Raw genomic sequence first — 13,723 nt, forward strand, 5'->3', positions numbered from 1 at the left:
ACTCATTATTGTTCACGAGCATTAAACTGCTCCATTTTATCTTCTAAATCATCCATCATTTGAATTAAGCGATCGATATCCTCTAATTCAGCAGTTTCGGGATCAAGGGCATCTAATACTTCTAAAAAAATTTCAAGACGCTCTTTTAAGTAGGTTACTTGCTGTTTTTTATCAGTGATTGGCTTTGACATTCGTACACCTCATTTCATCCCTTTTATCGTAGCTGATTTGGGCTTAAATTTCAATGTTTAGGTAAACACCTAGGACTAAGAGATTAATTTTAAAAATCAATAGGCAGAATATTTACAATATTGAGGATGTATGTTAAAGTTGTTTTAAGATAAAGTAAAGGAGCTGATTGGAAAAAGTATCATTGCAAAGCTAACTCGAAAAGGAGGGAGTTTAAACAAGTATCCGGTAATAATCAAAAGCCGAATTTCGTGTTTATACAATTAAATGAATATAAGGATTAGTTAGGCCTTAGCGTAAAATCACATGTGGTGAGCGCTAAGGCTTTTTGATATGCTGTTCTTTGGGAGAATGACGATATTGGAGGAAAAGATGACATACTTCTCAGATTACAGCAAAAAACGATTTACCATTTTAGTATTAATTGTATCCATATCAGGCTTTTCACAAGGGATGCTGTTACCGCTTATTTCGATCATATTTGAACGGGATGGCGTATCCTCTGCATTGAATGGCTTGAATGCAACAGGCTTATACATAGGAACACTATTAATCTCACCATTTATCGAGCAGCCTTTACGAAAATGGGGCTACAAACCAATTATTTTAGTTGGAGGAGCACTTGTTTTTGCATCTTTGCTAGCATTTCCCTTCTGGAAAAGTGTGACCTTCTGGTTTGTCCTTCGTTTGCTCATTGGAGTAGGGGACCATGCCTTGCATTATGCGACCCAAACATGGATTACAAGCACAGCAGATCATAAAAGTTTGGGAAAAGGAATGGCCATCTATGGCTTGTCATTTAGTATAGGCTTTGCCGTAGGGCCACTTATGGTGAAGCTGATTGAGATTGCTGAAGCGTTACCGTTTATCATATCATCCATCATGTGCTTGTTTGCATGGTCTTTTGTATTTTTCTTACAAAATGAAAAACCTGAGCGACTAACAGGCGACTTAAATGCAAGAGGATGGCAACGCTACAAAATGGCTATTTTATTTGGATGGATGGCGTTTTTAGGACCTTTCGTTTATGGATTCCTTGAGTCTTCATTAAATGCTTTATTCCCAGTTTATGCTTTACGCAAAGGCTACGAAGTAGGTATGATCCCTATTATTCTATCTGTCTTTACATTTGGTGGGATTTTAACACAAGTACCACTTGGTGCATTAGGGGATAAAGTAGGAAGACGGAATATCTTGATGGTAGGCTCGTTTGGAGGCGCTATGCTTTTTGCAATCGCCAGCTTTTTAGAGCACTCTCAATTAGCTGTGGCTATAGCATTTTTCTTAACAGGCACTTTAGTTGGCTCCATGTTTTCTTTAGGGATTACATACATGGCTGATCTAACACCAAAAGAGTTACTGCCTACAGGAAATTTACTTTGTGGAATTGCTTTAAGTATTGGTAGTTTAACAGGGCCTTTTTTAGGTGGCGTTTATATAGAATATGTAAAAAATTATAGCTTCCTTTTACTTGTAGCAATGTTGTTGCTAGCTGTTGCTATGGTGCTACTTGTATTTGGACGCCAAAAGCATAAACAAACATTAATGGCAAAATAAAAAGAGCGGGGCTCATCTCCCGCTCAAAAACAAAAAACGCCCAGCAAATCCGTGCTGTTATGGCGTTTTTTTGCGTAACAAGGATGTTCCGTCCAAGTTACATAGGTTTGGCACCTAGAAATGTATTATACAGGCATGTTCTTATGAAAGCAATAAAAAATAAAATGGGTAATTTTGGACTTTATACATCTTTCTCTTTATAATGAAAGAACACTTGCTTAAGAAGGAGGTTTTATCATGACTGAAATGAAAAAACTATCTATTCATCGTGCCTTAACAGAATTAAAGATGCTGAACCTACGAATTGAGACAGCGACGAATGAGGTTAGTGCAGTAGTAGCTAATCGAAAAAGTAATCGTAAAATGAAGGGTGTAGACATTCAAGAATATGAAAAGCAAATGCAAGCGTCCTATGATAAGGTGGTAGGCTTGATTAGCTATCGAAATAAAATAAAAGCTCTAGTTGTACAGTCTAACGCTAGCACAAAGGTGATAGTTGGTAAGGAAGAAATGACTGTAGCAGAGGCAATCGAACGGAAACAATCTATTCAATATGAAAAGAATTTGCTAGAAATCATGCAGCATCAATATCGTTCAACCATTAATACCGTTGCCAAAGAAAATGATGCATTACCTGCAAAACTGGAAACCTATTTAATTAACATATTAGGTAATAAAGATAAACAGTCTCCAGATGAAGTCAAATTACATACTGAAACATTTATGAAGAGAAATGAGTATGAAATCATTGATCCTTTAAATGTCAAAAAACAAATTGAGTCATTGAGCACTCGTATTGAAGAATTTGAATCAGAGGTTGATGCTGTCCTATCGGAATCAAATGCTACGACATTTATTGAAGTGGAAGCTTAACGAAATAAATAGGCATGGTCTAGCGAAAATGGAAAACGAAAAGTCGCTCGCGCTTAAAGGCATGTGTGCGAGTTAAAACGTAAAACATGTCTTACTCAAAGGAAACTTTCAACTAAACTGATATGAAGGTTTAAAGGTTAAAGGTGAAAGATCAAAACTTACGTGTCAAAGTTCTTTTGATAAAAGCTAAAAGTTTAACATTTAAAAATCTATTAAATCCTGGGGTATTGGTTAAGGTATCGACTTTTCTGGACCGTCCATCATCCACCAGGCAGCCTGTGCTGTGCGTGACATAAAAAGGACATCTCAATTTATTTTGAGATGTCCTTTCAGACTGTAATTACAGTCTGACACATCAATTAATTTTGATGTGTTTTTTATTTATTCATTCATTCATATAAAAAGGAAACCAAGGTAAAAAAGATGCAGCCTGTAATATACAGACTGCATCTAAAAAGTCGCCAAACTATTTCTGATACTCAGGTTTCAAAACCATGCTGCAAACGCATTCCACCTGCGCCGTCTGTGCGAACATATCGACAGGCTGGATATACTCAACATGATAAAGCTTTGATAATTGTTGTAAATCCTTCGCCAAAGTGGATGGATTACAGGACGTATAAACAAAACGCTTAGGTTTTAGCTTAAGCACTGTTCGAATAAATTCTGGTGCTAGTCCAGTTCGTGGTGGGTCTACTGTAATGACATCTGGAGTAAAACCTTCCTTGCGCCATTTGGCAAGGACACTTTCGGCTGTGCCGACTGCGTATTTTGTATGCTTGAAGCCATGGTTGCGCGCATTTTTACGCGCATCTTGAATGCTTTCTGGAATGACATCCATCCCACGTACTTCTTTCGCCTGATCTGCTAGCCATAGCCCAATTGTTCCAACACCGCAATAGGCGTCAACGACTGTTTCTTTCCCCGTTAATGCAGCGGCTTTTTTTATTTCATCATAAAGATGAACAGTTTGTGTTGGATTTAGCTGGAAGAAGGCACGAGCTGATAAATCAAAGGCTAGTTCACCAAGCTCTTCATGAATCGTTTCCTTGCCATCCAGTACAATGGTTTCATCACCAAATATTAATGATGTTTTTTCACGATTAATATTTTGTGCTATCGATACGATACTCGGATCGATTTTTTTTATACGTGTGATAAGTTCAGTTAAATGAGGGATTTCTTTTCGTGTTGTGACAAGAACTACTTGTGTCTCACCAGTACGAATCCCTGTACGTACAACAATCGTACGCACTAAACCATCTAGCGTACGACCGTCGTATATAGTGATATTTAGTTTTTGCAAAATCTTTCTTGTGGCTACGGTAATTTTAGAAGTGACTGGGTGCTGTACGAGACAATCATTAATATTCAAGAGCTTATTGCTTCCTTCAGCAAATAAACCTGCGTATACACGCTTACCCTCTTTACGTACTTGGAATTGGCTTTTATTACGATAGTGCCAAGGATTATCCATACCAAGTGTTTTACGTACTTCGATCGTTTCAGTTAAAGGTTTGGCATAACGTTCTAATGCTTGAATGACAATGTCTCGCTTTTCAAGTAGCTGTTTATTGTATGTCATATGTTGAAGTTGACAGCCGCCACATTCGTTATAAACTGGGCAAGGTGCCTCCTGACGATGCTTCGAAGCTTTACGAATGTCTAAAACTTCTGCTTCAGCAAAATTACGCTGTGTTTTCGTCACCTGAGCTGTAATTTCTTCTCCGGGAATAGCTCCTTTTACAAAAACTACATTACGTTTATAAAACCCTACACCCTCACCATTAATACCAAGCCTTTTTATTGTTAGTGGGAATTTTTGTCCCACGGTCATTGTTGTTTGCTGCGTCAAACATTCCACGTCCCTGCTCTATAATGTCATCTCCCCATTATAACGAAGGAGCAGGCGATTGCAAAGCGACAGGAAAATCTTCATATTCCAATACTAAATCGTCAAGCGATAAGAAGGTATAGCCCTGCTTTTTAGCTTCCGCAATAAACATTGGTAAAGCTTCGGCATTATCCTGTGCTACAGTATGCATTAAAATAACAGCACCAGGATGTAATTGTTCCATAAGTGCGTTATAGGCATAATCCGCACCACGACGTTCATCCTTCATCCAATCCTTGAAAGCCACAGACCAGAAAATATGGCGATAGCCTTCAGCATTTCCGACTTCTAAAAGTTTTGCATTGAAAGAACCTTCAGGTGGCCGAGCATATGTTGTACGATCGATTCCAGTTAATTCACGTAACTTCCCATCAAATTTCTGCCATTCCGTACGCATTCCATCTGGAGAAAGTCGCGCCATATTGGGATGACCGTATGAATGATTCCCAATAATATGACCGTCTTCCACCATGCGTTTCACTAAATCGCTGGCACTGTCTAAATAATGCCCTGTTAAAAAGAAAGTTGCTGGTACATTTTCTTTTTTCAATGTATCCAAAATACTTTCAGTAAAGCCGTTTTCATAGCCATTATCAAATGTTAAATAGGCAATTTTTTTATCTGGCTTTCCTTTGTAAATCGCACCATATTGGTCAAGTAGCTGATCAAGCTGCGCTCCTGCTTCCGCCTGCTCACCATTTTTAGCACGCTTAAAGCCCCAATGGTGCTCATCAGAACCAGCAGCGAAATAAGGATTAATACTAATTCCTGCGGCAATAATAAAAGTAGCAATTACCGCACCTACAATATGTTGTTTCCACATAAAAAACGCATCCTTTCTTTTTCATTAGAATGCGTAGTTTATAAAAAAATTATCCAACTTAATTTTTGCTAATTCTGAGCTTTTAGCAAATCTTCAAGTGCTTGCTTTAAAACAGGATATTTAAATGTAAAATGATGTTGTTGTAAAACAGTGGGCAGCACATGTTGTCCTTCTAAAACAAGCGAACTTTGTTCACCAAGAGCTAAACGCATCGCAAAACTTGGGACAGGTATCCAATGGCGTCTGCCCATGACTTCTGCGATTGTTTGTCCGAACTCTTTCATTCGCATAGCATTTGGAGCTGTTACATTAAATGGACCACGAATATTTTCATTTATAATCGCGAAATAAATTGCGCGTACTACATCATCAATATGTACCCAAGAGAGCCATTGTTCACCAGAACCAATTGTTCCACCTATATACATTTGATAGGGCAATAGCATAGGTGGTAGAGCACCGCTATTTCGGCCTAAGATGACACCAAAGCGTGCAAAAGCCACGCGAATCCCTAATGATTCTGCTCGTTTCGCATGTCGTTCCCAATCATGGACGGTTGTACCCAAAAAATCATGGGCATAGTCCATAAAATCCTCATGATAGACAGCTTCTGTAGAAGTAGGATAAATCCCCACGGCACTAGCATTGATAAGAACTTTAGGCTTTGACGTTAGCAAGTCCATTATCTTCACTAATTCAAGCGTTGCATTCATTCGGCTCCAATAAATAGCCTTCTTCTGTTTTTTCGTCCAGCGCCCATCATTTAATGAAACACCTGCTAAATTAACAAAGGCATCAGCACCCTCTAAAAAAGGCAAAGGCTGCTCGTGCTGCTGTAGCCATTGTACATAGTGAATACCATTTTCTAGTCTTGAGTGATGACGTGTTAAGACAAAAACATCATGTCCATTATCCTGTAATAGCTTTATGAGTGCACTCCCGACAAAGCCAGTGCCACCTGCAATAACGATTTTCATAACAAGCACCTCTTCTCTGATCGAATAAAAACACTTACTAGTAAGTTTAACACTTAACTCAAAAGCGAACATCTTCAGTGCATTCCAGAATAAGCGTAAATACTCGCGGAAGGAAGAGGAATACTTGCGGAGTGAAGAGAAATACTCGCGAAGTGAAGAGAAATACTCGCGGAGTGAAGAGAAATACTCGCGGAGTGAAGAGAAATACTCGCGGAGTGAAGAGAAATACTCGCGGAGTGAAGAGAAATACTCGCGGAGTGAAGAGAAATACTCGCGGAGTGAAGAGGAATACTTGCGGAGTGAAGAGGAATACTCGCGGAGTGAAGAGAAATACTCGCGGAGTGAAGAAGAATACTCGCGGAGTGAAGAGGAATACTCGCGGAGTGAAGAGAAATACTCGCGAATGAAAGCAAAACCCTCTTGTCAGATCACTGCTCCCTTAAAAAAGAAATGCTATAATATGCAATAGTGAGGTGTTTGCTATGCGTATAATTACGAAAATTGCACGTCAAAAAAACAATCCTGAACGATATAATATCTATATAAATGAGGAATATGCTTTTCCAGTTGATGAAGCCATACTTATTCAATTCGGTTTAACAAAGGGAAAGGTGCTTGATGAATTTGAAATCCAAGAGATTGCCTATGAGGATGAAATACGTAAGGCCTTTAATAAGGGGTTAAACTTTCTTTCTTATCAAATGCGAAGCGAGCATGAGGTGAAGAAAAAACTGCTCGCATTAGATTTTGGAGAAGCCGTAATATTGGAGGCAATTCAGAAGTTAAAGTCTTATGGCTTTATCAATGATGAAAACTATTCAAAGGCATTGCTTGATACCAAGAAGGCTACGATGAAAAAAGGGCCGAGAGCCATTAGACAAGATCTTATTAAAAAGGGCATTGAGAAAAATTTGCAGGATGAAGTGCTTGCTACATATAGTTTTGAGGAACAATTAAAACTGGCAATGCAGTTAGCGGAGAAAATTATTCGCTCACAGAATAAGAAAACGCCAACACAAATAAAGACCAAGATCCAGGACTTTCTTTTAAGAAAAGGTTATGCATTTCCGATCGTGGAAGAGGTGCTTAGCCAAGTTGAGATAGTGCAGGATGATGATAACTGGCAGCAGTTATTAAATACTCAAGGCGAAAAAGTTTGGAAAAAGTATGTATCGAAGTATACTGGTTATGAGCTAAAGATGAAAGTTAAACAGGCGCTCTATCAAAAGGGTTTTCCTATAGAAATAATAGATCGTTTTATAGAAGAGAAGGAGAATGAAGAATGAACGAAAAAAATTATGCTGCGATGACCGAGCACGAACTGCGAGAAGAAATTGCTTTTCTAAAAGAGAAAGCTCGAAAGGCAGAACAGCTAGGAATTCTCAATGAGTTTGCTGTTTATGAGCGCAAAGCTTTAATGGCAGCAGCGTATTTAGTAGATCTGGATACGATTGTTCCTGGAGAAATGTATCGTATTGATGGTTCAGATAATGAGTTTTTCCAAGTAGATTATTTAAAGGGTCGCTTTGCTTGGGGACATCGTTTAGGCGGGGACAAGTACCAAGAGGCATTACCTGTATCGATATTATCCCCTGTAAAGGCGGGTAAGTAAATGGAAGAAAAACTTGAAAAATTAACAGCAGAGTTACTAGCAAAAAATCCACAAATGTCTGTTGGACGGGCACGAGTTTGGGTGGAATTATTATGGAGTGATTTTGAATCAACAGCTGCGAAAGCAGGATATGCTTATCGTGGGGCAGAGTACACAGAAAATCTTGTGCGTCAATTAATTGCAAGCTATGGTGATAAATTACATGTTTTTGCAGGACGCAATCCGAAATATGCTCATTTCTTAGATGCCAGTGATGATATGTTACAATAATAAAACCCTGACCACTATTGGTCAGGGTTTACTGCTTAATTACTTGCGCCAATTTGTAGCTTTTTCTGTAGTTTATCTTCTGTAAAAATCCACCCTGTATAAGACGTAACAATTTCATAATCATCGTTTAAATGTGCAACAGCTACGAAAGGATAGCGATTATCACTACGATAACGTAAATCGATTAACCTTACTTCTGTTAAGCCATTTTCAAGTTCTGAAATTTCCCATCTGTACATTGGAGAGAAGGACACAAATGCAGCTAGATTAGAATCTTTCATTGCCGCATCTATAACTGGAGTTTTAGGTAAAGGCTTGATTTCGAATTTATCGTAAATATTAACAGTCCTTCCATAAGCACGCCCAACATAATAATGAGTCTTAGACTTGGCTGCGATTCGCCAGTGGAAGAAGCGCATTGTAGGTGCTACAATAACATATTCCTCGTCCTGAATGGTATGATGCACAGCTTTTTTTACAGCTCTTTGAACAGCAAATCGTAAAATATAATAAATCACAATTACGATATACATGATACTAAATGTCCAAACTGGATTTGTGCCAAATGCCCATAACACTATACCGAGGCAATGTAAGGAAAAGATAATTGGATCGAATGTATTGATGACACCTAATGCTACCCATTTTTTAGAGAATGGCCGAATTGCTTGCGTACCATAGGCGTTAAAAATATCAACAAAGACATGAAGGCCAACAGCTAAAAAGGTCCAAAGCCATAAATGAAACACATTTACGTCTTGCAAAATAAGCGATAAAACAACTGTAATTAAAATAGGCCAAATAGCCACAGCTGGTAGTGAATGTGTAATTCCTCGATGATGTCGAATATAGATAGCGTTATTACGTAGCTTTAACACAGTGTCGACATCTGGAGCTTGTGAGCCAATAATTGTCCCTGCCATTACTGCTGTAAAAGTCATTGAATGATTGGCTACTACAGGGTCGGCTAATGCAAGACCGCCAAGGGCAATACCCATAACGAAATGTGTACCTGAATCCAAAAATATCCACTCCTAGTATGCGGTAAAATCGAGTACAATGTGCATACATCTTTATTTCAATAATAATAAAAGATCTATTAAATTTTATGACATTCAAGCAAAGGAGACGATTTTTGTCGACTAAACCCGAATGTTCTTTTCTTAATTGTATACCCTTTTCATCATAAATTAAATCGTAAAAACAACGGAGGTCACTGTGAATTACCCATATGTAACAGAATTTCGACAATCTTTAGTCGACTGGTTTAACGCTGAGAAACGCGACTTACCGTGGAGACATACAACTGACCCTTATAAAATTTGGGTATCAGAAGTGATGCTACAGCAGACACGTGTCGACACAGTTATTCCTTATTACAATCGTTTTATGGAAAGTTTTCCAACATTAGATTTGCTCGCAGAAGCACCACAAGAATACTTACTGAAGCATTGGGAAGGTCTTGGGTATTATTCTCGAGCTCGCAACTTACAAGCAGGTGCTCGTGAGGTTTTAGAAAATTACGGAGGCGTAGTACCAGACAATCGCCACGAAATATCAAAATTAAAAGGTGTTGGTCCCTATACTGCAGGTGCTATTTTAAGTATTGCCTACAACAAGCCTGAACATGCAGTAGACGGTAATGTTATGCGAGTCTTAAGTAGGGTACTTGATATACATGATGACATCGCTATGCCAAAAAAGAAGAAAGTTTTCGAAGTAGCGGTGGAGAAACTCATTGATCCTGAGCATGCTTCCTCTTTTAACCAAGGTTTAATGGAACTCGGCGCGCTTATTTGTACACCTACCTCGCCCAAATGTTTATTATGCCCAGTACGAGAATATTGTACGGCGTTTAATGAAGGGGAACCAGACAAATTACCTGTCAAATCAAAAAAAATAAAAATGAAGCACCTTACATATGATGTCCTTGTATGTGAAGATGAAAACGGACGATTTTTAATGCAGCAGCGTCCTGAGAAAGGTCTACTTGCTAATCTATGGCAATTTCCGATGATTGACACAAGCCAATCTACAGTAGAAAACTTTAAAAAAGAATTTACAGTAAATGTTCATGCCGAACATGAGTTGCTTACATTTAAACATGTTTTTTCACATTTAACTTGGCATATAAATAGCTATTATATGAAATGTGAGTCTTTTGCGCAGGGCGACTGGCTAAGCCGAGAGCAAATAGAACGTTTGCCGATGCCTGTCCCGATGCTAAAAATTTGGGAAGAAGTCAAAAAGTAAATCGCAGGAAATTAAATCCATCTTAAAATAATCAATTCATGAGCATAAAAGTCATCACCTCAGTACACAATAACTAGCGTGGAGGTGAATGAAGGATGAAAAAACAAAACAACCAAAATTTCCAACCGAATAAAAACATGCAACGTCAAAGTGAAGAGTTTGGTTATGAAACGGACGTAAATGAAGTGCAAAAGCAAAATGCAAAAGCAGAGCAAAAGAAAGCTCCAGCTTCAGGCCGTTTCTCTAAAACTAACCAAGATTTAGGTGAGTAACACTTTGTAACTGCATAACTGCATTTACCTCTAAGGGGCTGTCTAAAATCCGAAAAGATGAAAAAGACAGCCCCTTTCTAATTGCTAAGAAAATCCTCTAAAAGTGGTATAGTGTTGCAATTAATTAAATAATCCCACTGAGGCTGACAAGCTTATAAAAATCGCTTTAATTGACTAAATTTTATACTAATTCAAAATGGCGTAGTGAAATTTGTGGTTTTCTAACTACACCTTTCGCGTACACATTGCTATAATATACTAGAGACTGCTAGATTTAGGTAGCATAGACGAAAAGGTGGGCTTCAAAATGGCATTACCGGTAGAAGGAGAAACGATACAAATACATAGTTATAAGCACAATGGCCGTATCCACCGTGTTTGGCAAGAAACGATGGTTTTAAAAGGAACAAAGAATATCGTTATCGGTGCGAATGAACGGACCCTTGTGACAGAATCCGATGGTCGGACATGGCTAACGAGAGAGCCTTCTATTTGTTACTTTCATGCGGAACACTGGTTTAACATCATCTGTATGCTACGTGAAGACGGTGTGTATTATTATTGTAATCTAAGCTCACCATTTGTTTTCGATAATAATGCCATTAAATATATCGACTATGATTTAGACATTAAAGTTTATCCTGACATGTCTTATACCCTCTTAGATGAGGATGAATATGAGCTTCATCGTAAGGAAATGTCTTATCCTGAAGTCATTGATAAAATTTTAAAGCGCAATGTCGATAAATTAATAAGCTGGATTCAACAAAAAAGAGGACCATTTGCACCCGACTTCATCGATGTCTGGACAAATCGTTACAAGTTCCAGCTTGATATGCAGTCAGATGATTGTTAGTGACACCTATTAGTTTACCTAATAGGTGTTTTTTTGTTGGATACAGCCAACTGTAAAGAGAGAAGTAAAATAGTTCGCTGTAAAGTCAATATAACTGTATTTTAATCAAAATATTGCTATAATACGTAGGGCATTCATAATCGAATGTCTGTTTCTTTTTGTAAGGATGTGATGAAAAGTTGGGAAGCATAAAGCGGTATATGCGCTTTGTAAAACCATATACATGGGAAATTATTTTAACGATTATCATTGGTATAGTGAAATTTGCTATTCCCCTGTTTATTCCACTACTCATTAAAATTGTGTTAGATGATATTATTGCAGCAGAAGACCTAACAGATGTAGATAAAACAAAAGAGCTGTTATATTGGTTAGGCGGAACCATTATTGTGTTCTTTATTATCCGTCCACCAATCGAGTATTATCGTCAATATTTTGCACAACACGTTAGTAATAAGGTGTTGTTTGATATTCGTAAGGAAATCTACGCACATTTACAGCGATTAAGTTTAAAATATTATGCCAATACACGTGCTGGAGATGTTATATCAAGGGTCATTAATGATGTTGAGCAAACGAAGAACTTTGTTATGACGGGGTTAATGAATGTTTGGCTGGACCTAGCGACGATTATTATTGCGATTGTCATTATGCTAACAATGGATGTAAAGCTGACATTAGTCGCATTAGTCGCTTTCCCATTTTATGCATTAAGTGTGAAATACTTTTTTGGCAAACTGCGAGCTTTAACACGTAAACGTTCTCAAGCACTTGCGGGTGTACAAAGTTATTTACATGAACGTGTAGCTGGTATGAGCATTATTAAGAGTTTCACACTAGAAAAGCATGAACAAAAATTATTTGATACAGCAAATGGGGAATTTTTAGAAAAGGCACTCGACCAAACAAAGTGGAATGCTAAGTCATTTGCAGTAGTTAATACAATCACGGATGTAGCGCCATTGTTGGTCATAGCCTATGCGGGCTACCAAGTCATAAATGGATCACTTTCAGTTGGAACAATGGTTGCTTTTATTGCTTATATTGAACGATTGTATGGTCCACTTCGCCGCCTTGTAAGTGCCTCGACTACTTTGACGCAGTCGATCGCCTCAATGGATCGGATGTTTGAATTAATAGATGAGCCTTATGAAGTGAAAAACAAGGACAATGCTCGTGAACTACTACGTGCAAATGGGGAAGTTTGCTTTCACAACGTGTCCTTCCAATATGAAAAAGTTGGCGCATCTATTTTAAATGCTATCGATTTTACGATTAATCCTGGAGAAACTGTTGCATTTGTTGGGATGAGTGGTGGTGGTAAATCCACGATTATCAGTTTGATTCCTCGTTTTTACGATACAACAAGTGGTAAGGTGACGATTGATGGACACGATGTACGAGATATCACTATACATTCGTTACGCTCACAGATTGGTATTGTTCTGCAAGATAATATACTTTTTAGTGATTCTGTTAAAGAAAATATTTTAATGGGACGACCAGATGCAACAGATGAACAAGTCATTGAGGCAGCTAAAGCTGCAAATGCACATGACTTTATTATGGGTTTGCCTAATGGCTATGATACAAAGGTTGGAGAACGAGGTGTAAAGCTATCTGGCGGGCAAAAACAACGGGTTGCTATTGCGCGAGTATTTTTAAAAAATCCACCGATTTTAATCCTTGATGAAGCTACTTCTGCGTTAGATTTAGAAAGTGAAGCATTGATTCAAGAATCACTCGATAAACTTGCTCATGAACGGACGACCATTATCATCGCACATCGTCTGTCTACTATTACCCATGCGGATAAGATTTTCGTCATAGATCATGGGCAATTAATAGAAAATGGTACACATGAACAATTAATGGACAGACAAGGAACCTATTATAATTTATTCCAAGTACAGCATTTAGATTAAAAATTATATGATATATGGAATTTTTTTAAAATAGCCTTTCATTTGATGAAGGCTATTTTTTTGTTATAAAGGCGAAAAAACTATCTCTTTATAAGATTTAGTTATTATGAAATGAGATTAATGTAGAAATACTATGTAATTTGGAGAATATTAGTGATTGAAAGAGCAAAGATTTTTAGGTAGAATTATCTGAAAATAGGGAATTTAACAAAAGTTATAGTA

General features: G+C 37.8%; 14 protein-coding genes. 9 read left to right on the forward strand and 5 right to left on the reverse strand.

The genetic code is table 11. The features are described from left to right. Positions 1-5 precede the first annotated feature (5 nt). Positions 6-191 (reverse strand): SE1561 family protein, encoded by a 186-nt coding sequence (locus CRI88_RS18545; RefSeq protein WP_036123069.1) that lies wholly within the window; start codon positions 189-191, stop codon positions 6-8. Between the two features lie 370 nt (positions 192-561). Between CRI88_RS18545 and CRI88_RS18550 the strand changes: the two genes are divergently transcribed. Beyond that, positions 562-1,746: an MFS transporter gene (locus tag CRI88_RS18550; RefSeq protein ID WP_036123066.1), complete on the forward strand. Its 1,185-nt coding sequence runs from the start codon at positions 562-564 to the stop codon at positions 1,744-1,746. A gap of 237 nt (positions 1,747-1,983) precedes the next feature. Continuing rightward, positions 1,984-2,619, forward strand: a complete 636-nt coding sequence (locus tag CRI88_RS18555; RefSeq protein WP_058843698.1) for a hypothetical protein — start codon at positions 1,984-1,986, stop codon at positions 2,617-2,619. Between the two features lie 466 nt (positions 2,620-3,085). On the opposite strand, the gene rlmD is transcribed toward CRI88_RS18555, so the two are convergent. The 3 genes from rlmD to CRI88_RS18570 all read right to left on the reverse strand — a co-directional run bounded on the left by rlmD (position 3,086) and on the right by CRI88_RS18570 (position 6,313). After that, positions 3,086-4,474 (reverse strand): 23S rRNA (uracil(1939)-C(5))-methyltransferase RlmD, encoded by a 1,389-nt coding sequence (gene rlmD / locus CRI88_RS18560; RefSeq protein ID WP_036122258.1) that lies wholly within the window; start codon positions 4,472-4,474, stop codon positions 3,086-3,088. A 37-nt stretch (positions 4,475-4,511) separates the two neighbouring features. Next, the gene (locus tag CRI88_RS18565; protein ID WP_058843697.1) at positions 4,512-5,336 is read right to left on the reverse strand and encodes a polysaccharide deacetylase family protein; all 825 of its coding nucleotides are present in this window, start codon (positions 5,334-5,336) and stop codon (positions 4,512-4,514) included. A gap of 68 nt (positions 5,337-5,404) precedes the next feature. Beyond that, positions 5,405-6,313, reverse strand: coding sequence for a TIGR01777 family oxidoreductase (locus CRI88_RS18570; RefSeq protein WP_058843696.1), 909 nt, complete (start codon positions 6,311-6,313; stop codon positions 5,405-5,407). A 482-nt stretch (positions 6,314-6,795) separates the two neighbouring features. On the opposite strand from CRI88_RS18570, the gene recX reads away from it, so the two are divergent. From recX to CRI88_RS18590, 3 genes are read left to right on the forward strand one after another with little or no spacing between them, the layout of a single operon-like run. Continuing rightward, positions 6,796-7,599, forward strand: coding sequence for a recombination regulator RecX (gene recX / locus CRI88_RS18580; RefSeq protein WP_036122249.1), 804 nt, complete (start codon positions 6,796-6,798; stop codon positions 7,597-7,599). Then, positions 7,596-7,925 (forward strand): YfhH family protein, encoded by a 330-nt coding sequence (locus CRI88_RS18585; protein WP_036122247.1) that lies wholly within the window; start codon positions 7,596-7,598, stop codon positions 7,923-7,925. Before recX ends, CRI88_RS18585 begins: the two co-directional genes overlap by 4 nt. After that, positions 7,926-8,195, forward strand: a complete 270-nt coding sequence (locus tag CRI88_RS18590) for a YfhJ family protein (protein WP_036122243.1) — start codon at positions 7,926-7,928, stop codon at positions 8,193-8,195. Between the two features lie 35 nt (positions 8,196-8,230). Here CRI88_RS18590 and CRI88_RS18595 read toward each other — a convergent pair whose 3' ends face one another. Then, a complete protein-coding gene (locus CRI88_RS18595; RefSeq protein ID WP_036122239.1) occupies positions 8,231-9,217 on the reverse strand; it encodes a metal-dependent hydrolase in 987 nt (328 codons plus the stop codon). Between the two features lie 196 nt (positions 9,218-9,413). On the opposite strand from CRI88_RS18595, the gene mutY reads away from it, so the two are divergent. The 4 genes from mutY to CRI88_RS18615 all read left to right on the forward strand — a co-directional run bounded on the left by mutY (position 9,414) and on the right by CRI88_RS18615 (position 13,501). Continuing rightward, a complete protein-coding gene (mutY, locus tag CRI88_RS18600; RefSeq protein ID WP_058844627.1) occupies positions 9,414-10,448 on the forward strand; it encodes an A/G-specific adenine glycosylase in 1,035 nt (344 codons plus the stop codon). 95 nt (positions 10,449-10,543) lie between these two features. Further along, complete coding sequence (locus CRI88_RS18605) at positions 10,544-10,720, forward strand: gamma-type small acid-soluble spore protein (RefSeq protein WP_008173504.1); 177 nt, start codon at positions 10,544-10,546, stop codon at positions 10,718-10,720. A gap of 307 nt (positions 10,721-11,027) precedes the next feature. Next, a complete protein-coding gene (ntdP, locus tag CRI88_RS18610; protein WP_036122234.1) occupies positions 11,028-11,576 on the forward strand; it encodes a nucleoside tri-diphosphate phosphatase in 549 nt (182 codons plus the stop codon). 200 nt (positions 11,577-11,776) lie between these two features. Further along, positions 11,777-13,501, forward strand: coding sequence for an ABC transporter ATP-binding protein (locus tag CRI88_RS18615; protein WP_170829920.1), 1,725 nt, complete (start codon positions 11,777-11,779; stop codon positions 13,499-13,501). Positions 13,502-13,723: the final 222 nt, after the last annotated feature.

It is taken from the genome of Lysinibacillus fusiformis (genome assembly GCF_002845985.1).
Taxonomy (GTDB): Bacteria; Bacillota; Bacilli; order Bacillales_A; family Planococcaceae; genus Lysinibacillus; species Lysinibacillus fusiformis_D.